Annotated in this window: 25 protein-coding genes; 11 read left to right on the top strand and 14 right to left on the bottom strand. The window is 70.2% G+C overall.

Features of this window, described 5'->3' with window-relative positions; all coding sequences use genetic code 11:
• Nucleotides 1-20 precede the first annotated feature (20 nt).
• A complete protein-coding gene (locus tag AB0H78_RS33885; protein ID WP_363238601.1) occupies nucleotides 21-398 on the top strand; it encodes a hypothetical protein in 378 nt (125 codons plus the stop codon).
• 12 nt (nucleotides 399-410) lie between these two features.
• On the opposite strand, the gene AB0H78_RS33880 is transcribed toward AB0H78_RS33885, so the two are convergent.
• Both AB0H78_RS33880 and AB0H78_RS33875 read right to left on the bottom strand, forming a co-directional pair.
• Nucleotides 411-2,090, bottom strand: a complete 1,680-nt coding sequence (locus AB0H78_RS33880; protein WP_363238600.1) for a serine/threonine-protein kinase — start codon at nucleotides 2,088-2,090, stop codon at nucleotides 411-413.
• A 58-nt stretch (nucleotides 2,091-2,148) separates the two neighbouring features.
• Nucleotides 2,149-2,997, bottom strand: a complete 849-nt coding sequence (locus AB0H78_RS33875) for a menaquinone biosynthesis protein (protein ID WP_363238599.1) — start codon at nucleotides 2,995-2,997, stop codon at nucleotides 2,149-2,151.
• Between the two features lie 294 nt (nucleotides 2,998-3,291).
• On the opposite strand from AB0H78_RS33875, the gene AB0H78_RS33870 reads away from it, so the two are divergent.
• Nucleotides 3,292-3,495 carry a cold-shock protein gene (locus AB0H78_RS33870; protein ID WP_003967102.1) on the top strand — a complete coding sequence of 68 codons (204 nt, stop codon included), beginning with the start codon at nucleotides 3,292-3,294 and terminating at the stop codon, nucleotides 3,493-3,495.
• A 124-nt stretch (nucleotides 3,496-3,619) separates the two neighbouring features.
• Here AB0H78_RS33870 and AB0H78_RS33865 read toward each other — a convergent pair whose 3' ends face one another.
• Nucleotides 3,620-5,341 carry an AMP-dependent synthetase/ligase gene (locus AB0H78_RS33865; RefSeq protein WP_363238598.1) on the bottom strand — a complete coding sequence of 574 codons (1,722 nt, stop codon included), beginning with the start codon at nucleotides 5,339-5,341 and terminating at the stop codon, nucleotides 3,620-3,622.
• 96 nt (nucleotides 5,342-5,437) lie between these two features.
• Here AB0H78_RS33865 and AB0H78_RS33860 point away from each other — a divergent pair, with 96 nt between their 5' ends.
• From AB0H78_RS33860 to AB0H78_RS33850, 3 genes are all read left to right on the top strand, one after another.
• Nucleotides 5,438-6,463 (top strand): AraC family transcriptional regulator, encoded by a 1,026-nt coding sequence (locus AB0H78_RS33860; protein WP_363238596.1) that lies wholly within the window; start codon nucleotides 5,438-5,440, stop codon nucleotides 6,461-6,463.
• Between the two features lie 91 nt (nucleotides 6,464-6,554).
• The gene (locus AB0H78_RS33855; protein WP_363238595.1) at nucleotides 6,555-7,727 is read left to right on the top strand and encodes a lipase family protein; all 1,173 of its coding nucleotides are present in this window, start codon (nucleotides 6,555-6,557) and stop codon (nucleotides 7,725-7,727) included.
• Nucleotides 7,728-7,826: 99 nt separating this feature from the next.
• Nucleotides 7,827-8,222, top strand: coding sequence for a DUF1992 domain-containing protein (locus tag AB0H78_RS33850; protein ID WP_363238594.1), 396 nt, complete (start codon nucleotides 7,827-7,829; stop codon nucleotides 8,220-8,222).
• An 87-nt stretch (nucleotides 8,223-8,309) separates the two neighbouring features.
• Here the strand turns inward: AB0H78_RS33850 and AB0H78_RS33845 are convergent, their stop codons facing one another.
• Nucleotides 8,310-8,927, bottom strand: a complete 618-nt coding sequence (locus tag AB0H78_RS33845; protein WP_363238593.1) for a PadR family transcriptional regulator — start codon at nucleotides 8,925-8,927, stop codon at nucleotides 8,310-8,312.
• Nucleotides 8,928-8,992: 65 nt separating this feature from the next.
• Here AB0H78_RS33845 and AB0H78_RS33840 point away from each other — a divergent pair, with 65 nt between their 5' ends.
• Together AB0H78_RS33840 and AB0H78_RS33835 are read left to right on the top strand one after the other, a co-directional pair.
• Nucleotides 8,993-9,451: a hypothetical protein gene (locus AB0H78_RS33840; RefSeq protein WP_363238592.1), complete on the top strand. Its 459-nt coding sequence runs from the start codon at nucleotides 8,993-8,995 to the stop codon at nucleotides 9,449-9,451.
• The gene (locus AB0H78_RS33835) at nucleotides 9,448-10,653 is read left to right on the top strand and encodes an NAD(P)/FAD-dependent oxidoreductase (protein ID WP_363238591.1); all 1,206 of its coding nucleotides are present in this window, start codon (nucleotides 9,448-9,450) and stop codon (nucleotides 10,651-10,653) included. Before AB0H78_RS33840 ends, AB0H78_RS33835 begins: the two co-directional genes overlap by 4 nt.
• A 59-nt stretch (nucleotides 10,654-10,712) precedes the next feature.
• Here the strand turns inward: AB0H78_RS33835 and AB0H78_RS33830 are convergent, their stop codons facing one another.
• Entirely contained in the window at nucleotides 10,713-12,563 is a 1,851-nt protein-coding gene (locus AB0H78_RS33830; RefSeq protein ID WP_363238659.1) for an AMP-dependent synthetase/ligase, read from the bottom strand.
• Nucleotides 12,564-12,643: 80 nt separating this feature from the next.
• On the bottom strand, nucleotides 12,644-13,897 hold the full coding sequence (locus tag AB0H78_RS33825) for an acetyl-CoA C-acetyltransferase (protein ID WP_363238590.1): 1,254 nt from the start codon (nucleotides 13,895-13,897) through the stop codon (nucleotides 12,644-12,646).
• Nucleotides 13,898-13,968: 71 nt separating this feature from the next.
• On the opposite strand from AB0H78_RS33825, the gene AB0H78_RS33820 reads away from it, so the two are divergent.
• On the top strand, nucleotides 13,969-15,276 hold the full coding sequence (locus AB0H78_RS33820; RefSeq protein ID WP_363238589.1) for a 3-oxoacyl-ACP reductase: 1,308 nt from the start codon (nucleotides 13,969-13,971) through the stop codon (nucleotides 15,274-15,276).
• 165 nt (nucleotides 15,277-15,441) lie between these two features.
• Nucleotides 15,442-16,275 carry a MaoC/PaaZ C-terminal domain-containing protein gene (locus AB0H78_RS33815; RefSeq protein ID WP_363238588.1) on the top strand — a complete coding sequence of 278 codons (834 nt, stop codon included), beginning with the start codon at nucleotides 15,442-15,444 and terminating at the stop codon, nucleotides 16,273-16,275.
• Here AB0H78_RS33815 and AB0H78_RS33810 read toward each other — a convergent pair.
• A complete protein-coding gene (locus AB0H78_RS33810) occupies nucleotides 16,238-16,858 on the bottom strand; it encodes a TetR/AcrR family transcriptional regulator (protein ID WP_363238658.1) in 621 nt (206 codons plus the stop codon). The two genes, AB0H78_RS33815 and AB0H78_RS33810, sit on opposite strands and share 38 nt — an antisense overlap.
• Before the next feature lie 86 nt (nucleotides 16,859-16,944).
• The gene (locus AB0H78_RS33805) at nucleotides 16,945-17,901 is read right to left on the bottom strand and encodes a phosphatidylinositol-specific phospholipase C (RefSeq protein WP_363238587.1); all 957 of its coding nucleotides are present in this window, start codon (nucleotides 17,899-17,901) and stop codon (nucleotides 16,945-16,947) included.
• Nucleotides 17,902-18,022: 121 nt separating this feature from the next.
• On the opposite strand from AB0H78_RS33805, the gene AB0H78_RS33800 reads away from it, so the two are divergent.
• Entirely contained in the window at nucleotides 18,023-18,694 is a 672-nt protein-coding gene (locus AB0H78_RS33800) for a DUF5701 family protein (RefSeq protein WP_363238586.1), read from the top strand.
• 27 nt (nucleotides 18,695-18,721) lie between these two features.
• On the opposite strand, the gene AB0H78_RS33795 is transcribed toward AB0H78_RS33800, so the two are convergent.
• A complete protein-coding gene (locus AB0H78_RS33795; RefSeq protein WP_363238585.1) occupies nucleotides 18,722-19,288 on the bottom strand; it encodes a metallophosphoesterase in 567 nt (188 codons plus the stop codon).
• A 220-nt stretch (nucleotides 19,289-19,508) separates the two neighbouring features.
• Nucleotides 19,509-20,129 (bottom strand): dihydrofolate reductase family protein, encoded by a 621-nt coding sequence (locus AB0H78_RS33790; protein WP_363238583.1) that lies wholly within the window; start codon nucleotides 20,127-20,129, stop codon nucleotides 19,509-19,511.
• Nucleotides 20,130-20,355: 226 nt separating this feature from the next.
• On the opposite strand from AB0H78_RS33790, the gene AB0H78_RS33785 reads away from it, so the two are divergent.
• Nucleotides 20,356-20,574, top strand: coding sequence for a hypothetical protein (locus AB0H78_RS33785; protein ID WP_363238582.1), 219 nt, complete (start codon nucleotides 20,356-20,358; stop codon nucleotides 20,572-20,574).
• Nucleotides 20,575-20,723: 149 nt separating this feature from the next.
• Here AB0H78_RS33785 and AB0H78_RS33780 read toward each other — a convergent pair whose 3' ends face one another.
• From AB0H78_RS33780 to mqnE, 4 genes are all read right to left on the bottom strand, one after another.
• Nucleotides 20,724-22,046, bottom strand: coding sequence for a dicarboxylate/amino acid:cation symporter (locus AB0H78_RS33780; protein ID WP_363238581.1), 1,323 nt, complete (start codon nucleotides 22,044-22,046; stop codon nucleotides 20,724-20,726).
• Between the two features lie 293 nt (nucleotides 22,047-22,339).
• On the bottom strand, nucleotides 22,340-22,636 hold the full coding sequence (locus AB0H78_RS33775) for a DUF4229 domain-containing protein (protein WP_363238580.1): 297 nt from the start codon (nucleotides 22,634-22,636) through the stop codon (nucleotides 22,340-22,342).
• A gap of 79 nt (nucleotides 22,637-22,715) precedes the next feature.
• A complete protein-coding gene (locus AB0H78_RS33770) occupies nucleotides 22,716-23,237 on the bottom strand; it encodes a GNAT family N-acetyltransferase (protein WP_363238579.1) in 522 nt (173 codons plus the stop codon).
• A gap of 117 nt (nucleotides 23,238-23,354) precedes the next feature.
• A complete protein-coding gene (gene mqnE / locus AB0H78_RS33765; protein WP_363238578.1) occupies nucleotides 23,355-24,518 on the bottom strand; it encodes an aminofutalosine synthase MqnE in 1,164 nt (387 codons plus the stop codon).
• Between the last annotated feature and the right edge of the window lies 1 nt (nucleotide 24,519).

Genomic DNA, 24,519 nt, shown 5'->3' with positions numbered 1-24,519 from the left:
CCCCGTTACAAGGAGTTTCCGTGCATCCCTTGGCTGTCGAGCAGAACTTCCTGGCCAAGTCCCAGCGGCTCAGGGGCTGGGGCACCGGACTGCTCTGTGTCGCCGGGGTGATCTGGATCTACGCCGCCTGGCAGATGTTCGCGCCGTTCACCTCTACCACCTGGAAGGTGGACTGTTCGGCGCCTGCCTTCTCCGAGCGTAGGGACGTCTACATCGGTGACGACGACGACCACGACCGCGCCATGCACTGCGAGGCCGACCGCGACTGGACGGGCCCCGTCACCGCCCTGGTCCTGTCCGTGCCGCTGTCCGCCGCGGGCGCCGCGCTCCTCGCCACCGGTACGGCCATCACGGCGCTGCGGCATCACGACGCCGAGGTCAAGCGCGCCGAGGGCTGAGGCCGCCGGCGGTCAGCCGTCCTGGCGGGCCAGCGTGCCGTAAGGGTTGCCGCCCTCGGGGTTGGCCGAGGTGTACGTGAGCTTGCCGCCGGTGAGCTTGAGCCGGACCGGATGCGTACCCGACGTGCACTTGTCCGCGTCGCCCGGCTTGTTGCGGGCGGTGCCGTCGGCGACCAGCTCGCCGCCGCTCACCTTCTTCAGTACGAGAGCGTCCACACAGACCGAGGTGCCCAGCGCGTCCACCTGGCTGGCCGTGCCGATCTCCTCGCCGGTCCTGCCCGCCTTGAGCACGACCGTGAGCGTGCCCGCAGGAAGCGGTTTACCCAGGACGCTGACCGTGACCTGACCCTGCCAGTTGCCGGTGTACGCGGCCGGTACCGATCCGGGTCCGGGGGCCTGCGACGACGTTCCGGACGGCGTTCCTGACGGTGTCGAGGTGGGTGACGCGGACGACGCCGGGCCGGGGGTCGATCCCGTGCCGGGCGGGTTGGCCGCCGTGTCGTCCCCGTGCGAACCGCCCTGGTCCCGCAGCCCGTTGTAGAGCACAGTCCCGCCCACCGACACCGCCGCCAGCGCGCCCGCGACGGCCAGCGCGACCGTACAGCTGACCCTGCGGCCACGGCTCCCCTCGGGCTGCGCGGCCGCGGTGACCGAGACGGAGAGCCGGCCCGGGGGCGGCGTGGGCACCGCATCGGCGACGGCAGCGGCGGCGAAGGACGGGTCGGGCGGCCCGAAGGAGCCGGCGACCGCCGCGCTGGTGAAGGGGATCGGCCCCGAATCCTGGGGATGCTCCGCGGCCGGCTCCAGGTCCAGGAGCCGTACCGCCGTACGGCTCACCTCCTCGACCAGCGCCGCCGGCAGCCAGCCGGCCGCGACCAGCGCCGCCGCCCCCTCCGGCGCCAGCCGCTCGGCGACCTCGCGGGGCGAGGGCCGCCCGGCCGGGTCCTTCGCCAGACAGGAGGCGACCAGATCCCTCAACCCCTCCGGAACACCGTCCAGTTCGGGCTGCTCGTGCACCACCTTGTAGAGGAGGGAGGCCGAGGAGTCCCCGGGGAAGGGCGGTGCGCCCGTGGCCGCGTACGCGAGGACCGCACCCAGCGAGAAGATGTCCGCCGCACCCGTGACGCCCTTGCCGAGGATCTGCTCCGGCGACATGTAGCCGGGCGAACCGATCGAGACGCCCGTCGAGGTGAGCGAGGCGGTGCCGTCGGTGGCGCGGGCGATGCCGAAGTCGATCAGCCGGGGGCCGTCCACGGTCAGCAGCACGTTGGACGGCTTCACATCACGGTGTACGAGTCCGAGATGGTGGACGGCGGCGAGCGCCTCCGCCAGACCCGCGCCCAGCGTGCGTACCGCATGCTCGGGCAACGGCCCGTGGCCCGCGACCGCCTGGGAGAGCGGCGGGCCCGCCACGTACCCCGTCGCCACCCACGGAACAGGAGCCTCCGGGTCCGCATCAAGCACAGGGGCCGTCCACGCTCCCCCGACCCTGCGGGCCGCCTCCACCTCGCGCCGGAAACGGGCCCGGAACTCCTCGTCCAGCGCGTAATGCGGATGGACGACCTTCACCGCGACCGTACGGCCGCCCGCGCTGCGCCCCAGATAGACGCGTCCCATCCCGCCCGCACCCAGCCGTCCCAGCAGCCGGTACGCGCCGATGGTCCCTGGTTCGCCCGCTTCGAGCGGCTGCATGCTGTGCCTCGTCCCCCTCGGCAGTCCCACTCTCCTGCTCCAGGAGCGTAGACCGCGTTCAGGGGGTGAGCAGTTCCACGTTCACATCGGCCGGGAATCCGGTCGTCGGACCGACCCTGCGTGCGAACTCCCGTACGCCCGCGATCTGTTCGGGACCGAAGCGGAAGTCGAGCGTCGTGAAGTAACGCTCCAGCGTGGCCGCGTCGAACGACTCCCAGCGCGCCGCCTGCTCGGCGACCTTTCCCACCTCTTCGAGGGAGAGGTCACGCGAGGCCAGGAACGCCCGGTGCACCTCGCGCACCATCTCCGGCTCGCGCGCCAGGTAGTCCTTGCGGACCGCCCAGACGGCGAAGACGAACGGCAGCCCCGTGTGGTCCTTCCACATCCGGCCGAGGTCGTGGACGGCCAGCTCGGGGCTGGGCAGATCGCGGAGGTACGCGCGCAGGCCCACATCGCCGATGACGACGCCGGCCTCCGCCTCGCGCATCATCAGCGCGAGGTCGGGCTGGCACTGGTAGTAGTCGGGCCGCACGCCGTACTGCTCCTCCAGGAGGAGCTGGGCCAGGCGCACCGACGTACGGGAGGACGAGCCGAGCGCCACCCGCGCCCCGTCGAGCTGCTCCAGCGGGACCTGGGAGACGATCTCGCAGGACATCACGGAGCCGTCGCAGCCGACCGCGATGTCGGGGAAGGCGACCAGGTCGTCGGCGTTCTTCAGGAACTCCACGAGCGTGACCGGGCCGATGTCGAGATCACCGCGGATCAGCTGCTCGCTGAGCTTCTCGGGACTGTCCTTGCTCAACTCGAGATCGAGCAGGGTCCCGGTCCGGGCCAGCCCCCAGTACAGGGGCAGACAGTTCAGGAACTGGATGTGTCCGACGCGGGGCCGGCTGCGAGAAATGTCCACATCGCGAGACTAGACCTGCCGTGCGGGGAGGGGCCTGGCGGGCCTCTCTGGGGGCCTCGGAGCGCTCCTCGGATCGCTCTTCAGGGCCGTCGCCAAGGGTTGGGCAAACATCTGCGGTGAGTGATCTTTCCCTCTTCCGCAGCCCCGATTCTGCGTGCTAGTCTCGCCGCAAGTTGCAGTTTGGTTTCCCTTGCAGTACAGAGCCTGCGGAGCATGTAACCCGCAGGCTTTTGTAGTTTTCAGACTTCTTAGCAGGTTCTGGAGCAGGGCAACCCAGTGGCCCAAGGAGGGCTTATGGCTACCGGAACCGTGAAGTGGTTCAACGCTGAAAAGGGCTTCGGCTTCATCGCCCAGGACGGCGGCGGCCCGGATGTCTTCGTCCACTACTCCGCGATCAACGCGTCTGGTTTCCGCTCGCTTGAGGAGAACCAGGTCGTGAACTTCGACGTCACGCAGGGCCCGAAGGGTCCGCAGGCGGAGAACGTCACCCCGGCCTAGTTGCCCGGGCCGATCGGATCGCGGTCGGGATAGCACCACCCAAGGAGCCCTGCTCTGTGCGGACTTGTCCGTACGTTGCGGGGCTCCTGCCTTTGTGCGGGCGGGGTCGTGCCCCGGCCCCCGCTCACCGGGGCTCGGGGCCGGCCCCGTACAGCTCCTCGATCTCCTTCGCGTAGCGTTCCTGCACCCTCCCCCTCCGCACCTTCAGCGTCGGAGTGAGGACCCCGGTCCCGACCGTGAAGTCCTCCTCCAGGATCGCGAACGCCCTGATCCGTGCCGGCCGCGAGACCGTCTCGTTCGCCGCGTCCACCGCCTCCTGGACCCGTTGTCGTACGTCGTCCCGGCCCGCCACCGCCTCCACGTCCACCGTGATCAGCGCGACCGGGTACGGGCGGTGGTCGCCGATCATCACCGCGTGCGCGACGTACGGGGAACGGGCGATCGCCAGCTCCACCTGGGACGGGGAGAGGTTCTTGCCCGCGGACGTGATGATCAGGTCCTTCTTGCGGCCCGTGATCGTCAGGTAGCCGTCGGCGTCCAGCGCACCCAGGTCACCCGTGTGCAGCCAGCCGTCCTCGTCCAGCGCCGCCGCCGTGGCCTCGGAGTTGGCGTGGTAGCCGGGGAAGACCATCGGGCCCCGGGCCAGCACCTCCTCGTCGGCGGCGATCGTGATCTCGCAGCCGGCAATGGCGCGGCCCACCGTGCCGGGGCGGTTCGCCGAGGGGTGGTTGAGGGCGATGACGCCGCCCGACTCCGTCATGCCGTACCCCTCGTACACCGGGATCCCGCACGCCCGCAGGAAGTCCATGGTCGCGGGCGCGATGGGCGCGGCCCCGGTCACCGCCGAGCGGAGCCGGCCGCCGAAGGCCGCGCGGACCGGGGAATAGAGGGTCTGGTCGTATACCGCGTGATCCTCCGCCAGTTCGGGCGGAAGGGCGCCGTCCGCGGCCAGGATGCCGACGCGCACGGCCTCGTCGAAGCGGGCGCCGCCGCCCTCCTGGGCCTCCGCCAGGGACCGGACCACCGAATGGATCTTCTCGAAGAGGCGGGGCACGGACGGCAGATGGGTCGGCTTCACCTCGGCCAGCTCCTGCACCACGTCCTCGATACGGCCGCCGAAGATCGCGAGCTCGCCGCCGTACATGAGCGTGGTGAACTCGATGAGCTGGGCGAGGAGATGGGCGAGGGGCAGGTAGAGGTAGGTGCAGTCGCCCGGGCCGCCGTCGACGACGTCCAGGTTGGCTTCCAGGACCGCACCGAGGTTGGCGTGGGTGAGGCGGCAGCCCTTGGGCGGGCCCGTGGTGCCCGAGGTGTACACGATCGAGCACAGGTCACCGGGTTTGACCGCCGCGGCGCGGCCAAGAAGCTCGGGGAGGTCCACCGGGGCGGGGAGCAGGGGGAGTTCGGTCAGCAGGAGGACGTCGCGCAGGGCGGGCAGTCGGTCGCGTACGGCCTCCACGCGCGCCGCCTGCGCCCCGTCCTCGCAGATCACCGCCACCGCACCGGAGTCCCCGAGCACCCAGACGACCTCCTCCTCGCCCGCCGTCGGATAGACGGGGACGACGACCGCGCCCGCGGCGAAGGCCGCGAAGTGCGTGAGCGTCCACTCGGGGCGCGTCTCGGAGAGGATGCCGATACGGTCGCCGGGGGCGACGCCCAGGGAGACCAGCCTGCGGCCGATCTCCCGTACCTCGTCGCGCAGTTCGGTGTACGACATCCGGAACGTGCCGCCTGTGCCGCCGCTGAGGGCCGGGATGCCTCCGTACCGTTCCCCCGTCCACTCGGTGAACACGGCCAGGGTCTTCGGACGTCGGCTCTCGCCGGAGCGGCTCTCGGTCGGGGTCATGCACCCGACGGTAGGGACGGCGGGCCGCCTGCGGGAATGACCGGAAACGTCAGCCGGGCTGACCTCTGCGCGCAATCCTCGCTACCGTCGACGGCCATGGACAGGCGGACGATCACCGTGCACCACGTACGGGCCGTGCTCGGCGGCGCCGAACGCCGCGGCCTCGACACCGTGCCGCTCCTGCAGGAGGCGCGGATCCCGCCGCTGCTGCTCGGCGACGACCGCGCACGGGTCACCTCCGTACAGTTCGCCCGGCTCTTCAGGGCGCTGTACCGGGCGACGCAGGACGAGTTCCTGGGGCTCGGCGCCACGGTCAGCAGGCCCGGCACCTTCGCGATGATGTGTTACGCCACGCTCGGCTGCCGCGACCTGGGCACGGCCGTGGCCCGCGGAATCACCTATTACGGTCTCTTTCCCGGCGGTCCGGAACTTTCGCTGCACCAACAGCCGGACGGGACAGCCGTGTTCACCGTACGGAACGACCTCGGCCGCGACGAGGACCGCTTCCTCACCGAGTGCCTCGTCATCATCTGGCACCGGCTCTGCAGCTGGCTGGTCGGCCGCCGCATCCCGCTCGCCGGGGCCGGCTTCGGCTATCCGCCGCCCCCGCACGGCGACGAGTACGAGGAGCTGTTCGGCTGCCCGGTCCGCTTCGGCGAGGACCGCACCACCGCCGCCTTCGCCGCGCACTGGCTGAGCGCTCCTCTCGTACGCGACGAGCCCGCGCTCGACGTCATGCTGCGCCGCTCCCCCTTCGAGCTGCTGAGCCGGCGCGCGTACGGGACGACCGTCGCCGAGCAGGTCCAGCGCACCCTGGCGCGTGCCCTGCGCGAGTCCCCCAGGCTGCCGGGCCTGGGCGAGGTGGCGGCCCGGCTCGCGCTCAGTCCTGCGACGCTGCGGCGGCGGCTCGCGCGGGAGGCGACCTCGTACCAGCAGCTCAAGGACACCGTGCGGCGCGATGCCGCGATCGCGGGTCTCGCGGAGGGGCAGGAGCCGATCGCGGAGCTGGCGGCGCGGCTGGGGTTCTCCGAGGACACCTCGTTCCACCGGGCGTTCCGGCGGTGGACGGGGACGACTCCGGGGGCGTACCGCGTCAGCTCCCATGAGACATCGCGTCAGTAAAGGTGAGCCGCGCGGTCAGCGCGATACCTACCGGCCGGTCACTACGTTCTCCTCAACGAACCCAGTACCACTGGACCGTTGGGAGAGCCGCATGCACGTACGTATCGGAGCGCTCGCCGTCGTGGCCGCGCTCACCGTGGCGGGGATCGCCCCCGCGACCGCCTCGGCGACCGCCTCGGCGACCGCCTCGGCTTCGAGCGAGACAGGCGCACCAGGGGACATCGTCTCCGTCGCGCCGACCGCCTTCCATCCGCTGCCGCTGCAGCCCACCAACACCTCGGCCTGGCACATCACTTACCGCTCGACGAGCGCGACGGGCGCCCCGAATGTCGTCTCCGGGACGGTCATCGTCCCCGACGACGGGAAGAAGGGAACGCGGCCGGTCGTCACGTACGCCGTCGGAACCGTCGGCCTGGGCGACCGGTGCGCGCCGAGCGCCAACTTCCCCACCGGCACGGCCGTCGAGGCCACGCTCATCAACCAGGTCGTCCAGAAGGGCTGGGCCGTCGCCGTCACCGACTACGAGGGGCTCGGCACCCCCGGCGACCACACGTACGCCGTCGGCCGCTCCGAGGGCCAGGCGATGCTGGACGCGGCACGGGCCGCGCAGCGCCTGGGCATCGCGGGGGTGGGCGCCGACTCCCCGGTCGGGATCATGGGGTACTCGCAGGGCGGGCAGGCGAGCAGCTGGGCCGCCGAACTGCACGACACGTACGCCCCCGAGCTGAAGGTCGCGGGCACGGTCACCGGCGGTGTGCCGGCCGACCTGCTGAAGGTGGCCGCGTACAACGACGGCGGGATCGGGGCGGGTCTGGTCCTGATGGCGGCGACCGGCCAGAACGCGGCCTTCCCCGAACTCCACCTGGACACGTACCTCAACGCCAAGGGGCGCGGCTACGTCGAGTACATGAAGAAGAACTGCGTCGCGGAGGGCGCGGTGGCCGGGCTCTTCCAGCACATCTCCGACGTGACGGTGAACAACCCCCTGGACCAACCGGACTGGCAGGCGCGGCTGAACTCCTCGCGCCTGGGGACGAAGGCCCCTGACGCGCCCGTCTACCTCTACCACGGCGGGGTCGACGAGCTCATTCCGTACAAGGTGGGCGAGCAGCTGCGCGCCGACTGGTGCGCGAAGGGCGCGCGCGTGCAGTGGAAGTCGTATCCCCTGCTCGGGCACATCGGCGGGGTGACGGTGGGGGCGCTGCCGGGCGCGAACTGGCTGGCGGACCGGTTCGCGGGCCGTGCGGCGCCCGGCAACTGCTGATCAGGACCGGGTGATTCGCACGGAGGTACGGTGAGGGGGCGGCCGCGGTCAGAGGGTGTCCGGCGGCTGCCCCATCCATCCCGACGGGAGGACCTCCAGGTGACCGACCGCAAGCCCCCGGGCGTCAACTTCGAGTCCTGGATCGACAAGCAGATCAGGGACGCGTCGGACCGCGGCGACTTCAAGGACCTGCCCGGCTTCGGGAAGCCGCTTCCGGACGAGAAGGCTCCGTACGACGAACTCTGGTGGATCAAGGGCAAGATGCACCGCGAGGGCGTCGCCGTGCTGCCGCCGGCGCTGGCCCTGCGCAAGGAGGCCGAGGACGCGGTGGAGGCGGTCGCGGAGGCGCGGTCGGAAGGCCAGGTGCGGCGGATCCTCACCGAGGTGAACGTCAGGATCGACGCGGCGACCCGCTTCCCGCCGCCCGGACCGCCTCTGCGCCTCAAGCGCTTCGACGTGGACGCCATGGTCGAGGAGTGGCGCGCGACCCGCTGATCGGCGGCCACCGGAAGACCGGCCACCGCGCCGGCAGCCCGCAGCCCGCAAGCCCGAAGCCCGTCCAGGCACCACGCCGGGGCGGGCTCACTGCTGTTCGGCGACCCCGTCCGCGAAGGCGTCCAGGCCCTCCTTCGTCCATGCGAGCTTGCCCGCACGCAGGTCCTTGACCACCGCGCGCACCCACTCCAGCTCCGCGTCCGTCACGGCCCGCAGATACTCCGTCTCCAGCCGCGTGACGCGCGGCAGGCCCTGCTCCTTCTCCTTGACCAGGGCGCTCTCCAGCGCGTCGAGCTTGTCCGCGAGCGCGGCCGCCCGCCGCTCCAGCACGTCCGCCATCTCCTCGGGCGAGAGCAGCAGCAGATTGGACAGGGCGGCCGGGAACTCCGGGAACTCCGCCTTCGGCGCCCCCAGCATCTCCTCCAGCCAGACGCGCGCGGTGTCGCGTCCCGCGTCCGTCACCTCGTACACGGTGCGCTCGGGGTACTGCTGGTCGCGCCCGGTCTCCTTGACGGCGATGAGCCCGGCGCCGTTCAGCCGCTCGATGGTCCGGTAGAGGCTCGCGCGCTGGCTCACATTGACGACCTGCTCCTTGCCCCAGTCCTTGATCAGCCGCTGGATTCCGTACGGGTGCAGCGGCTTGTAGTGCAGCAGGGCCAGGACGGTGAGGGCGAGCGGTGAGCTGCGGGGCGGGGTCGCGTTCATGCGATCGATACTAGCCTCACCCAAACTAGTTGACGAGCAACTAGTTTCAGTGCAACTATTTATCCATGACCTCCACAGAGCGCATCCACAGCGACCACACCTCCATCAAGCACCTCGGCAACTGGACCGACGCCGGCCACTTCGAGATCAAGGCCCGCAGCGGCGCGACCGTTCTCGACCTCCGCTCCCCCGACCTCCCCGACGACATCGAGATCCACCTGGACCTCGACCGGGCCATGGTCAAGCTGCTCGTCGCCGACGACACCGCGATCGACCACTGGGACCTGAGCTGGACCGACCGGGGACGGATCAAGGACTCCGCGGCGAGCTCCACCGGCGACAAGGCCGGCCGCCGCATCCGCCTCTCCGGCTCCGCCACGAACAGCGAGATCCGTGTCCACCGCGGCGGCATCGCGCTCCTTTCGGCGATGTTCTCCCGCGCGTACGTCCAGGACCTGCGCCGCGTCCACCGCTTCGGCTGCGTCCCGACGATCGACGACCCGACCAGGGGGCACCGGTCATGACCACCAACACCCGACCCACCCGCACGGCCGTCGTCATCGGCGGCGGCATCGCGGGCCCCGTCGCCGCGATGGCGCTGCAGAAGGCCGGCATCGAGGCGACCGTGTACGAGGCCTACGACTCGACGGCGGACACCGTGGGCGGCGGCATGAGCATCGCCCCCAACGGCCAGTTCGCCCTCGACACGATCGGCGCGGGCGACCTCGTACGCACCATCGGCATCCCGGTCACCTCCATGGCGCTGCGCAGCTGGAACGGCAGAGAGCTCGCCCGGTTCGCCCCGCCCGACCGGCTGCCCCCGATGCGGTTCGTCTGGCGCGCGGACCTCTACCGCGAGATCTACGCGGAGGCCGCCCGCCGCTCCCTCCGCATCGTCCACGGCAAACGCCTGGTGGACGCCGCCGAGACCGACTCCTCGATCACCGCACGGTTCGCCGACGGTACGGAGGCGGCCGCCGACATCCTCATCGGCGCCGACGGCATCCGCTCCACGGTCCGCACCCTCATCGACCCGGCGGCCCCTTCCCCGCACTACGCGGGCCTGGTCTCCTTCGGCGCCCGGATGCACGACACCGGGCTGCCGACGACGGACGGTGTGATGTCCATGTGCTTCGGCAAGCACGCCTTCTTCGGCTACCAGGTGTTCGACGACTCCTCCGCCGTCTGGTTCGCCAACGTCCCGCGCCGCGAGCCGATGACCCTGGCCGAGGCGCAGGCGATCGGCGCGGAGGAGTGGCTGCGCAGGCTGCGTACGCTCTTCGCCGACGACCGCACGCCGGCGCCCGACATGATCGCCCGCACTCCCGCCGACGACCTGCTGATCACCGGCCCGGTCGAGAACATGCCGCCCTCACTGCCCACCTGGTCCCGCGGCCGGATGACCCTGATCGGCGACGCGGCCCACGCGGCCTCGTCCAGCTCGGGCCAGGGCGCGTCCATCGCCACCGAGAGCGCGGTGGAACTGGCGCGCTGCCTGCGGGACTTGCCGTACGGGCCGGCCTTCGATGCGTACGAGCGACTGCGCCGCCCGCGCGTCGAGCGGATCATCAAGCTGGGCGCCCGCACGAACAGCGACAAGTCGGCGGGCCCGGTGGGCCGGGTGATCCGCGACCTGCTGATGCCGGGCCTGATGAAACTGGCCAAGCCGGAGAAGACGGCATGGCAGTTCGACCACCGGATCGACTGGGACGCGAAAGTCGGGTGACCGGAGCGGTCCGGGGGCGCGCACACCCCCGGACCGGCTGACCGCTCACCGCTCACCGCTCACCGCCCGTACAGCGCCTCGATCTCCGCCGCGAAGTCCTTCGCGATCGCCGCCCGCTTCAGCTTCAGCGACGGCGTCAGATGCCCGCTCTCCTCCGTGAAGTCCACCGGCAGAACAGTGAACTTACGGATCGACTCCGGCCGCGACACCAGGCGGTTCGCCTCGTCCACCGCACGCTGCAACGCCGCCAACAGCTCCTCGTCCCGCACCAGTTCACGCATCGGCACCTCGGTCTTCCGGCGCATCCGCCGCCAGTGCGCGAGCCCGTCCGGCTCCAGCGTGATCAGCGCGGTGATGAAGGAGCGGTTGTCGCCGACGACCATGCACTGCCCGACCAGCGGATGCGCCCGCAGCCAGTCCTCCAGCGGCGCGGGCGCCACGTTCTTCCCGCCGGAGGTGATGATGATGTCCTTCTTGCGCCCGGTGATCGTGAGGTATCCGTCCGCGTCGAGCTCGCCGACGTCCCCCGTCGCGAACCATTCGTCACCCGACGCCGGCACCGCCTGGCCCAGCTCGGGCGCCCAGTACCCGCCGAAGACCTGCCCGCCGCTCAGCAGCACCTCCCCGTCGTCCGCGATCCGCACCGCCGTGCCGGGGAGCGGCCAGCCCACCGTCCCCAGACGGGGTTTGAGCGGCGGGGTGACGGTCGCGGCCGCCGTCGTCTCCGTCAGTCCGTACCCTTCGAAGATCTCGATGCCGGCGCCCGCGTAGAACGCAGCGAGCCGGTGGCCGAGCGGGGATCCGCCGCAGATCGCGTACTTGACCTTGCCGCCGAGCGCCGCCCTGATCCGCCGGTAGACCAGCGGGTCGTAGAGCGCACGGCCGACCCGCAGCCAGAATCCGGGGCCGCCCCCCGTCCCGTGCTCGCGCGCCTCGACCGCCTCCCCGTACCGCTGCGCGATCCGCGCCGCACGGTCGAACGACGAGGCCCGGCCCATCTTCTCGGCGGTCGCCCGCCCGGTGTTGTAGACCTTCTCCAGCACATACGGAATGGCCAGCAGGAACGTCGGCCTGAACCCCGCCAGATCCGCCAGCAGATCCTCCGTCTGGATGCTCGGCGCATGCCCGAGCCGTACCCGCGCCCGCAGGCACCCGATCGCGACCATCCGCCCGAAGACGTGCGACAGCGGCAGGAAGAGCAGCGTGGACGCCGGCTCCTTGCTCACCGACTTGAAGACCGGGTGCAGCAGCTCGATCGAATTGTCCACCTCGGCAAAGAAGTTGGCGTGGGTCAGGACGCACCCCTTGGGCCGGCCCGTCGTCCCCGAGGTGTAGATGAGGGTGGCCACGGACGACGGCGCGAGCGCGGCCCGCCGCGCGGCCACCTCCTCGTCGGGGACATGGCGCCCCGCCTGCTTCAGCACGCTCACCGCGCCCGTGTCGAACTCCCACAGATGCGCGAGCCCCGGTATCTGACGCCGCTCGGCACTGATGACCCGCGCCTGCTCCTTGTTCTCCACCGCACAGGCCACCGCGCCCGAGTCCTGCAGGATCCAGCGGGCCTGGAAGGCGGACGAGGTCGGGTAGATGGGGACGGTGACCAGACCCGCCGCCCAGGCGGCGAAGTCGAGGAGCGTCCACTCGTAGGTCGTACGGGCCATGATCGCGATGCGCTCGCCGGGCCGCAGCCCCTCCGCGATCAGCCCCTTGGCCACCGCCTGGACCTCCGCCGCGAAGTCCCTGGCGGTGACGTCACGCCAGCTCCCGTCCGCCTGCTTCCGGCTGAGGACGGCCTCGCCGGGGGCCTCGCGGGCATTGTCGTACGGAATCTCGGCGAGCGAGCCGTGGGCGACGGGCTTCACGAGCGCGGGCACGGAGACTTCCCGTACGACACCGGCTACGGTCCGCATCCGCGGCTGGACCTGGGAAAGAGACGTGGTCACGTGCGGCTCCTCTGGTGGGGGCGTGCGGGGCGGAACGGGAAGGCCGGTCAGGGCCGTTCGAGAATCGCCGTGACTCCCTGACCGCCCGCGGCGCAGACGGAGATGAGGCCTCGCCCGGGAGCGTCCCGCTCCGAGAGAAGCTTGGCGAGGGTCGCGACGATGCGGGCGCCGGTCGCCGCGAAGGGGTGGCCGGTGGCGAGGGATGACCCGGCGACGTTGAGCTTCGCCCGGTCGACGGGGGCGAGACCCTGCTTCTCCCAGGAGGCCAGGGTGGCGAGGACCTGGGAGGCGAAGGCCTCGTGGATCTCGAAGAGGTCGAAGTCGTCGATTGTCAGCCCGGCGCGCTCCAGCATGCGCGGGACGGCGTACGCGGGAGCCATCAACAGCCCCTCCCCACCGCCCACATAGTCCACAGCGGCGGTCTCGTACACGGTCAGATACGCGAGCGGCGCGAGCCCGCGCTCGCGCGCCCACTCCTCGCTCGCGAGCAGCACGGTCGCCGCGCCGTCGGTCAGCGGGGTGGAGTTCCCTGCGGTCATGGTCGCGTCCGCCGGGTGGTCGGTCCCGAACACCGGCTTGAGCGTGGCGAGTTTCTCCACGGTGGATCCGGGCCGCAGATTCTGGTCGCGGTCGAGCCCCCGGTAAGGGGTGAGGAGATCGTCGAGGAATCCACGCTCGTACGCAGCGGCCAGCCGCTGGTGGCTCGCGGCGGCGAGAGCGTCCTGGTCCTCGCGCCGTACACCCCACTCGCGGGCCGTGACCGCCGCGTGCTCGCCCATCGAAAGCCCGGTGCGGGGCTCGGAGTTGCGAGGAATGTCCGGGACGAGATGCGAGGGCCGGATCTTGGCGAGGGCCTTCACCCGGGCCCCGGCGGACCGGGCGCGGCGCGCCTCCAGGAGGATGCGGCGGAGCCGGTCGTTCACGCCGAGGGGCGCATCGCTCGTGGTGTCGGCGCCACCGGCGACCGCGCAGTCGATCGCGCCCACGGCGATCTTGTTGGCGGCTGCGATGACGGCCTGCAGCCCGGTCCCGCAGGCCTGCTGGACGTCGTAGGCGGGCGTACGCGGGTCGAGCCCCGACCCCAGGACGACCTCACGCGCCAGATTGAAGTCGCGGCTGTGCTTGAGCACGGCACCCGCCACGAACTCCCCGAGCTGCTCTCCGCCGAGCCCGTACCGCTCGACGAGCCCGTCCAGGGCGGCGGTGAGCATCTCCTGGTTGGACGCGGTGGCATAGGGGCCGTCGGAGCGCGCGAAGGGAATGCGATTGCCGCCGATGACGGCGACTTTGAGGGGGATCATCTCGACCAGCTCCTGACCCTTGAGTAACCTTACTCCGGAGTAAATCTACGACCACTCAGGGAGTCCGGACAATGGCCGATCGCTATCTGCACTTCACAGGCACAGCACCCGGCCGTTTCCTGACCAAGCGACTGGGCCTTCCCGCCCCCGCTGAACTGCGGCGATGGACCCCCGAACACCCCGCGCTGGAAGGCGATCTGCTCCACCTGACGGCGACGGAGCCGCTCCCGGGTCTCGCGGACGTACTGTCCCGCACGGGCCTGCCGGTGACGGCGGAGTCGGCCCGTCCCGCGGCCGTGGTGGTCGACGCGACGGGCGTCGAGACGCCGGCCGGGCTGGCCGCGGTGCACGCGGCGCTGCACCCGGTGGTCCGCTCGGTGGCGGACTGCGGCCGCATCGTCGTACTGGGCGCACCGCTCTCCGCGGACGACCACCACCAGGCGGCGGCCCAGCAGGCGCTGGAGGGTTTCGTGCGCTCGCTGGGCAAGGAGCTGGGGCGCGGCAGCACGGCGCAGCTGGTGCGGCTCGGTTCGGCGCCGGCCGCGGAATCGACCCTGCGCTTCCTGCTCTCGCCCAAGTCGGCGTACGTCAGCGGCCAGGTCATCGAGATCAAGGACGCCGAAGTGACCGCGCCCGGGTCCTGGGACCGCCCGCTCGCGGGCCGTACGGCGCTGGTCACCGGGTCGGCGCGGGGCATCGGAGCGGCGGTCGCCGAGACGCTCGTACGGGACGGAGCCGAGGTCTACGTCCTCGACATCCCGCAGTCCGAGGAGGAGTTGACGCGTACGGCCGTACGGCTGGGCGCGACCGCGCTGCCGCTCGACATCACGGCGCCGGACGCGGCGGACCGCATCACCCAGGCCCTCGGTCACGGCGGCCTGGACATCCTGATCCACAACGCGGGGATCACACGCGACCGGAAGCTGGCGAACATGCCGGGCGAGCGCTGGTCCTCGGTGATCGACGTCAACCTGGACAGCGTCGTCACGACGACGGACGCCCTCCTCAAGTCCGGCACCCTCCGCGAGGGCGCGCGCATCGTCGCGACGGCGTCGATCGCCGGGATCGCGGGCAACGCCGGCCAGACGAACTACGCGGCGAGCAAGGCGGGGATCATCGGCCTGGTCCGGGCGCTGGCGCCGCAGGTCGCCGACCGGGGCATCACGGTGAACGCGGTGGCCCCCGGCTTCATCGAGACGAAGATGACGGCGGCGGTCCCGCTGTTCATCCGGGAGGCGGGCCGGCGGATGAACTCCCTTGCGCAGGGCGGGCTTCCGGTGGACGTGGCGGAGACGACGGCGTGGCTCGCGAGCCCGGGGTCGGGCGGGGTGACAGGGCAGGTGGTGCGGGTGTGCGGCCAGAGCCTGCTGGGGGCGTAACGGGGCTTCACCCCACCTCGCATGGACAGTGCGGATGCGAACGAAGTCCAGCGCGCAGCCCCGGTTCGGGAAGGGGCGGGGCGGGGTGAAGCCCGCCGCAGGCGCCCCCACCCGCACGCGCCCACCCACCCACCCACCCGCACAACCAACCCCCAGGAGCCCCCGATGCCGCACCCCCTCCCCGTCACGCTCCTCCGCGCGGCCCTCGTCTCCCCTCTCCGCCGCCGCTACAACTCAGAGAGTCAACTCCCAGCCACCCGGCTGACGTTGACGACCACCCCCGACCCCACCCGCCTCGCCACCTACGCAGCGGTCTGCGCCTTCACCGGCACCGACCCGCTCCCCCTCCCGTACCCCCACGTCCTCGCGTTCCCCCTCGCCATGCAGCTCATGGCGTCACGCGGCTTCCCGCTCCCCCTCCTCGGCCTCGTACACACCGGCATCGAGATCGAGCCCCACCGTCCCATCCACCCCACCGACGAGCTCGAACTCACGGTCTACGCAGCCCAGTTGAAGCCCCACCGCCGGGGCACGGAAGCCACCATGGTCACCGAGGCCCGCCGCTCAGGCGACCTCGTCTGGGAGTCCCGCAGCACCTACCTGGCCCGCCACCGCACCACCACCGCCACGACGGCAGCCCGGCCCGCGCCCCCCGAGCCCCTCCCCGCCACCACCACCTGGCAGCTCCCCGCCGCCCTGGGCCGCCGCTACGCCGCCGCCTCCGGCGACCGCAACCCCATCCACCTCCACCCCCTCACGGCCCGCCTCTTCGGCTTCCCCCGAGCGATCGCCCACGGCATGTGGACCTTCGCGAGGTGCCTGGCGGAATCCGGGAAGGACGCCCAACCCGCCTACGTACAGGCCGAGTTCAGGGCCCCCGCCCTGCTCCCCTCGACGCTCGCCTACGCAGCCGAGGGCGACGCCTTCCAACTGCTGAGCGCAGACGGCACCCGCCTCCACCTCACCGGGAGGACGGCACCCACCGCTCCCCCCTCATAAGGTTCCCCAGCCCCGCCCACGCGAAGTTCATCAGCGTCGCGGCAGCCTCCTTCGCGGAGACCCCCTCCGCGTCGTTCGCCCACGCCGCGAGAGACTCCGCCGCGCCCACCAGCGCCTGCGCGAGCCCCGCCACATCCCGCTGCAGCAGATCCGAATCGCCGTGGGTCTCCCGGGCGGCCGCCCCGATGAGCCCCGTCACGAACGCCACGATCTCGTCCCGCATCGCCGCGACCTCGGCCGCGAAGGGCTCCCCGTGCGTACGGGCCTGCTGGTGCAGCACCGCCCACCCGTCCGGGTTCGACGCCGTATGAGCGAAGAACGCACCGAGCCCCGACGACAGCTGCCGGTCCGCGGCGGCCCCCACCTCGACACCCGCCTGCACCGCGGCGACGAGCGCCTGCGCTTCCCTGCGGATGCACGCGGTGAACAGCTCTTCCTTCGAGTTCAGGTACAGATACACCAGCGGCTTCGAGACCCCTGCCAGCTCGGCGATCTCGTCCATCGAGGCGGCCCGGTACCCGCGCTGCCCGAAGGTCCGTACGGCAGCGTCCATCATCTGCTGCTCCCGTACGGCCCGCGGCATCCGCTTGCCCTTGGCTGTGCTCACGTGACAGTCCCTTCCGCCCGCCTACTCCTCGGTAAGGGTACGGGGGCACGGAAAGCGGCTCGTCAGTGCCAGTTCCAGTCGATGAGCGTGGTCAGGGTCTCCGCGTGGAAGTCCGGGAAGTCCATGGGGACGACGCCCAGGTGCGTACGGTCCGACAGCCTGCCGCCCAGATAGCTCTGCACCCCGGGCATGATCGCGTCCGCGTTGACCTTGGGCCAGCCGCCGCCCGCGTAACTGGTGAAGTTGATGTACATCAGCGCCGAGTCCTGGTCCCGGGTCGCGTTGTCGAACTGCTGGGTGACCTTCGCGGTCTTCTTGGACGGCCAGGACAGCCCCTGGTAGATGTCCTGCAGCGAGAACCACTGATTGCTCAGGAAGTCGTTGTCGCCGCCGGGCCACTGCAGGATCGGCAGGGCGTTGTCGAACTGCGCGATGAGAACGATCTTCCCTCGCGCCTCACCCAGCGAGGGCACCCTGTCGGCGAGATGGAACCACGGCCGCCACCCCTTGGTGTCGAGATAGCCGTTCAGGACGTCCTTGAAGCGCGCGCCGACATCGTTGTTGGTGCCGTTCTCCTTCTTCAGCCGCATCAGAATGGTCTCGCCCGGATGCTGCCGCAGGAAGTCACGGCACTGTTCGAGCACCCCGTCGAAGGTGATGCCCTGGTAGTACGCGCCGTGGTAGATCCCGAACGTGTCGTCGATGTGGTCCTGGAGGCCATTGGCGCGGATGTCCAGGAACCGTACGCCGCGCTGGAGTTGCTGGGCGATGCCCCAGTTCTGGGTGTGCGACCACTCGGTGCCGTTGGCGGGATCGGTGCAGCCCGAGTCATGGGTGCCGGGGATCGTCATGCGGGTGAGCGACAGCGCATCGGGCAGCGCACCCATCCAGTCGGCGGGGATCGCACTGCCGGAGGCAGCGGCGGCGGCCCTCGCGGTGGTGACCCCGCCACCGGTCACCAGAGCGGTGGCGGCGACGGCTGCGGTGGAACGTATGAGGGAGCGACGGCTCAGTGTCATACGGCGGTTCCTGCCCCACCGGTGGCCCTGCGCAACATCTGCGGGCAGCAGTCACGGGAACGCTCCGGCGGGCCGCCTCGTTCAGCCTGGGACCGTCCACGCCGCCATCCCCGGGAGCATCGTGTCCGAGACCACGCCCACCACCTCCACCACCCTCCCGGTACTTCCCGCACTGAGCGTGCAGGCCGAACGCCTGATCGAGCTGGGCGTGCACGAGATCGCCGGGCTGTCCGCCGCCGAGATCCGCTCCTACGCGGTGGCCGCCGAACGCACCGGGGCAGGCGCCGGCGCCCTGCTCGCCGTACACCCGGACCAAGCCCCGGCCTCCGCTCTCGCACCGCTGCTGCGCCGCGACGACAAGGCGGGCTTCGTCGTCGTCGACATGCCCGACGTGGACCACTTCTCCCCGCTCGACACGGTGGCGCTGCCCGATGCGCCCCTCTACCTCGTCACCGGCCCCGACCGCGGGGACGACATGGCCAACTGGAGCCCGGACGAGGCGATGCCCGCCCTCACCGAACGGGCACGCACCCCGTTCGTGCTCACCGAGGGCATCCACTGGGTGCTCCAGGAGCCGGCGTACCTGGAGCGCAACCACTGCTTCATGACCATCGGCTCCCGCCTGCGCAAGGCCAACGGATCCCTGGACGCCCGGACCCCGGCGATCTGGATCAGCAACGGCACGGGACGCGACGGCCGCGAGCGCAAGAACGCCCCCAAGGTCGGCTGGTGCTGGGCGGGCAACCGTCACACCTGGCTGGGCTTCGCCTCCACGACGGGCCGCCGGGTCTGAGTCCTCCGTACACCCGCCCCGATGCCGTCACTCGGCGATGCTGCGAAAATGACTGGTCAGTTCGCCGTTCTCCACGACGTGAAAGACCACGCCGGGTACGTCATCGCGGTCGAAAGTGTTGGCCCACGCCAACTGATCGGTCGTCGTCCACGGCAGGCGGGTGGTGGAGAAGATGCCCGGCGCCGCGATCAAGGGCAGTCCGGCGAACGTCCCCGCAGCGGCGGCATGCGCGTGCCCACAGAAAACGGCCCGCACCGTGGACGCCCCCCGGAGCACGGCGGCCAGATCGTCGGGGTTACGGAGTCGAATGCCGTCCAGGAGCGGATTGTTCAGCCGAATCGGATGATGGTGGAGGCCGACGAAGACCGGCTCCTCGGCGTCGGCGAGAACCTCTTCCAGCCAGTCGAGAGTCTCCGGCGCGAGCAGACCGTAATGCTCCCCGGGAACGGTGGAGTCACAGAGCGCGAACAGCAAACCGCCGACACGCTTCAGCTGATTGATGGGCGCCGATCCGGAACTGTTGAGCAACACCTCTCGATAGGCGGCCCGATCGTCATGGTTGCCGGGCAGCATCAGTACGGGAACGTCGGCCACCAGCTCGGCCTTCGCCTGCTCGTATTCCTTGATGTCGCCGTGGTCGGCCAGATCGCCGGACGCGGGCCAACGCGCGTTCGCCGCCGTCGAAATGGGTGTCGCTCATGTGCGCGATGATCACCATGCCGCGCATCCTGCCACCGCCGCTCGGAGGCGTAAAGGAACGTCGTCGTCACGCAGACGGCACACACGCACGCGCTGAAGCACGCGCGCCCTTCGCTCAGGGCAGCACGCGATAGGTCACGTGTGTCACCGAGTTCGCTGCTCGCGACTCCACCTGTTCAAGATTCAGTGACGGCACGCCGTCGAACAGCCGCGTGCCGGCGCCGAGCGTGAACGGCACGATGTGCAGCCGCAGCTCGTCGATCAAGCCTGCGGCGAGGTACTGGTTGATGGTGGTCGCGCCCCCGTGGATCGACACGTTGCGGTCCCCTGCCGCCTCGCGAGCCTGTCGCAGCGCGGATTCAATGCCGTCGGTGACGAAGTGGAACGTGGTGCCGCCGTCCATCGGTTGCGGGTCGCGCGGGTGGTGGGTGAGCACGAACACCGGTGCATGATAGGGGGGATTGTCGCCCCACCATCCCTTCCACTGCCGATCCCATGCGCCGCGTACGGGGCCGAACATGTTGCGCCCCATGATGAAGGCGCCGACCACCGTCAGCTGGTCGAGCGCGGCCTGCCGCTGCTCCGGGGTTTCGAACATCCAGGCGTGCAGCCTGTCGCCCCAGCCATCGCCGGCGTCGTCGCCGAACGGGCGATGCTCGGCCTGGTTGAGCCCAGCCGAGTACCCGTCGACGGAGATCGACAGGTCGCAGGTCACCTTGCCCAGATGTTCGGTCACTGTGCCATCCTCCTGGTGGCGACCTTCCGTCGCCTTCGCGGTGAACCGTCTGATCCGTTCATTACTGGGGTGGACCGTTCCGGGCCCGCAAACTCATCGCCCGATGCGAGGTGAGGACCGGCCGCGGGCTGGTCGACCATGCAGGCGCGCTAACTGACACAGAGACCCGGCCACCAGGGCGCGGCGGAACGTGCGGAGCTATTCGAACACCTGATCTACTTGAGTCATGTCCCCTCACACCTTCCCCGAGGACCTCGTCACCCTCCAGCGCCACATCCACAGCACCTACGAGGAACTCGCCGCGCCCCGGCCCACAGCGCCCACCCTGCTGCGCCGCCGCCTCCAGCGCCTGACCGCACAGCTCATCACCCACCCGTACTGGGCAACCATCCCCAGCGCACGAACCGCCAGGGTCGAGCTCCGACGCCAGGCACGGAAGGAATGAGCAACGGACGCCTTCGAGTGAGTGCGGGCTCCCCTCACGTCCGAGCGGAGGCCTCAGGATGCCCGCGCGGATCGCGCCGGGTCGTACACGCACGCGTGCCCCACACCTGAACTTCGGTGTGGGGCACGCGTGGTGCGAGGTGAGGAGCGTCAGGCAGCGACCGCGACCGGAGCCTTGTCCTCGACCGCGGCGTCGTAGGACTCGATCGGCGACGACGACGCGGAGTTGTACGCATCGTGGTCGAGGATCTTCTCGCGGGCGGAGACGATCACGGGTACGAGGCTCTGACCTGCAACATTCGTTGCCGTCCTCATCATGTCCAGGACCGGGTCGATCGCCATCAGCAGACCCACGCCCTCCAGCGGCAGACCCAGCGTCGAGAGGGTCAGCGTCAGCATGACCGTCGCGCCCGTCAGGCCGGCCGTGGCGGCCGAGCCGATCACCGAGACGAAGGCGATCAGCAGGTAGTCGCCGATCGAGAGCTGTACGTCGAAGATCTGCGCGATGAAGATCGCGGCGAGCGCCGGGTAGATCGCGGCGCAGCCGTCCATCTTGGTCGTCGCGCCGAACGGGACGGCGAAGGAGGCGTACTCCTTCGGGACGCCGAGGCGCTCGGTGACCTTCTGGGTGACCGGCATCGTGCCGACCGAGGAGCGCGAGACGAAGGCGAGCTGGATCGCGGGCCAGGCGCCCTTGTAGAACTGCAGCGGGTTGACCTTGGCGACCGTGGCGAGCAGCAGCGGGTAGACGCCGAACATCACCAGGGCGCAGCCGATGTAGACGTCGGCCGTGAAGGTCGCGTACTTGCCGATGAGGTCCCAGCCGTAGTCCGCGATGGCGAAGCCGATGAGGCCGAGCGTGCCGAGCGGGGCGAGGCGGATGACCCACCACAGGGCCTTCTGCAGCAGCTCCAGGATCGACTCGGAGAGCGTGAGGATCGGCTGTGCCTTTTCGCCGAGCTGGAGCGCGGCGATACCGGCGACGGCGGCCATGAAGACGATCTGCAGCACGTTCAGTTCGGTGAACGGCGTGATGATGTCGGTGGGGATGATGCCGGTGAGGAAGTCGATCCAGGAGCCGGCGTGCTCGGGGAGCTTGCCGTCCTTGGGGGTGAGGCCTGTGCCGGCGCCCGGGTTGGTGATCAGGCCGATCGCGAGGCCGATGGAGACCGCGATCAGCGACGTGATCATGAACCAGAGCAGCGTGCGGGAGGCCAGCCTGGCGGCGTTGTTGACCTTGCGCAGGTTGGTGATCGACACCAGGATCGCGAAGAAGACCAGCGGGGCGACGGCCAGCTTCAGCAGCTGGACGAAGATGTCGCCGATCTGGCCGAGCGTGGTGTGGAGCCAGCTGATGTCCTGGCTGCGGGCGACCCAGCCGAGGAGGACGCCGAGGACCAGACCGGTGAGGATCTGGGCCCAGAAGGGGACCTTGGGTATTCGGACGCGGGAAGAAGACGTCGCGGACGACACGTAAGCACTCCGGTGGGGACGCGGGAAAGAGAAAGACCGGCCGGGTTCAGACGCGGCGGCAACAGACCGCGGACATGCAGCGGCAGAGATCGACATGCAGGCGCTCCACGAGCGCGGTGCTCATGGAGTGGGTGTGCGCAGCTGCTGTCTTCATGTCGAACACGTTAACACTTGTACTTTGAGAAGCTCAAAGCTTGTCTTGGGGTCTGAGACGGCTCCAGGCGCCCCGGAGACGCAAAAACGCCGAAGCCCCGGGTCAGGGGCTTCGGCGTGTGACGTACCTTACGCGGCGCTTACTGCGTGACGCCGTCTTCCTGGGCCTTGTTGGCCTCGAACTTCGCCTTCGTACGGTCGACCTTGGCGACGATCTGCTGGGACATCTGGTCACGCTGCCTGCGCAGCAGTACGAAGCTGAGCGGCGCGGAGATGACGAGCGCGAGCAGGATCGTCCAGATGGCGTCGGAGCCGCCGAGACCCTTGGGGACGATGCCGAAGTGGACGAGGACGGCGACGAGGACGAGGCATCCCATGAAGATGCCGACGCGCGCCATCGTGTACTGGATCGTGGCGCCCGGCTTGGCTGCAGACACGGCTGAGGCCTCTCTCTTCGTACGTCGTACGACTGCGGAACGTGCCCGACTAGTGAAGCACGCCCTGTTATTGATCAGTTCACAGGGTCAGGAGCATGGTGATGTCGTCGCGGTCGTCGCCCGGGGCGACCCGGATCGCGTCGGGGACCCGCCCGTACTCCTTGTATCCGCAGGTCGCGTAGAAGCTGTCGACACCGGTGCCGCCCCGGCAGGTGAGGCGGATCGCCTCGATGCCCGTGGAGGTGCGGGCCGCGTCGGCGGCGGCGGCCATCAGGTCGCGGCCGTAGCCCTTGCCCTGGTGGGAGGGGTGGACCATCACCGTGTAGAGCCAGATCCAGTGGACCATCAGGCGGTGGGTGTTGTACGCGAGGAAGGCGGCGGCGGCCACGGCCCCCTCCGCGTCGCGGCCGACCAGCAGCCGGGTGCGGCCTTCGGCCATCGCGGCGAAGTGCTTGACCAGCTCCGGGCGTATCTCGTCGGACGTCACCGGCGGTACGAAGCCGACGGCCCCGCCCGCGTTGGAGACATCCGCCCAGAGCGCGAGGATGCCGTCGCGCAGCGGGCGGTCGACGGACGGGTCCAGCTCGAAGGTAAGGGTCATGGGAAGACATTAACTATTACCGTGCCGTCATTTCAACCCCGCCCCACCACGCGAGAAGCCCCAGTGCGCAACAGGCACTGGGGCTTCTCGGCAGAACTTCCCGGCGGGGCTTCCCGGTCAGAACCGCATGAGCTGCGGGGTCTCGCGGCGGGCCGTGTCCGGGCCCTCGTACTCGCGGATGATCTCGTAGCGCGTGTTGCGCTCGACCGGGCGGAAGCCGGCGTCGCGGATCAGCTCGAGGATGTCCTCACGGGTCAGCTTGTTGGGCGTGCCGTAGTTGTCCGCGTCGTGCGTGATCTTGTACTCGACGACCGAGCCGTCCATGTCGTCCGCACCGTGCTGGAGCGCGAGCTGCGCGGTCTGCACGCCGTGCATGACCCAGAAGACCTTGACGTGCGGGACGTTGTCGAAGAGCAGGCGCGAGACCGCGAAGGTCTTCAGCGCCTCGGCGCCGGTCGCCATCGTCGTCCGCGCCTGGAGCTTGTTGCGGACCTTGCCGTCCTTCATGTCCACGAAGTCGTGCTGGTAGCGCAGCGGGATGAAGACCTGGAATCCGTTGGTCTCGTCCTGGAGTTCGCGCAGGCGCAGCACGTGGTCGACGCGGTGGCGGGGCTCCTCGATGTGTCCGTACAGCATCGTCGCCGGGGTCTTGAGACCCTTCTCGTGCGCGAGGCGGTGGATGCGCGACCAGTCTTCCCAGTGGGTGTTGTGGTCGACGATGTGCTCGCGGACCTCCCAGTCGAAGATCTCCGCGCCGCCGCCGGTGAGCGATTCGAGGCCGGCCTCGATCAGCTCGTCGAGGATCTCGGAGGCGGAGAGCCCGGAGATCGTCTCGAAGTGGTGGATCTCGGTGGCGGTGAACGCCTTGAGGGAGACCTGCGGGAGGGCTTCCTTCAGCGCGGAGAGCGAGCGCGGGTAGTAGCGCCAAGGGAGCGTCGGGTGCAGGCCGTTGACGATGTGCAGCTCGGTGAGGTTCTCGCCCTCCATCGACTTGGCGAGGCGGACGGCCTCCTCGATGCGCATCGTGTACGCGTCCTTCTCGCCCGGCTTGCGCTGGAACGAGCAGTACGCGCAGGACGCGGTGCACACGTTGGTCATGTTGAGGTGACGGTTGACGTTGAAGTGGACGACGTCGCCGTTCTTGCGCGTACGCACCTCGTGGGCGAGGCCGCCGAGCCAGGCCAGGTCGTCGGACTCGTAGAGGGCGATGCCGTCCTCGCGGGACAGCCGCTCGCCGTCCCGGACCTTCTGCTCCAGCTCGCGCTTGAGTCCCGCGTCCATA

The sequence above is a fragment of the Streptomyces sp. NPDC050738 genome (assembly GCF_040654175.1).
Lineage (GTDB): Bacteria > Actinomycetota > Actinomycetes > Streptomycetales > Streptomycetaceae > Streptomyces.
This window is presented reverse-complemented; position numbering and strand designations above follow the sequence as displayed.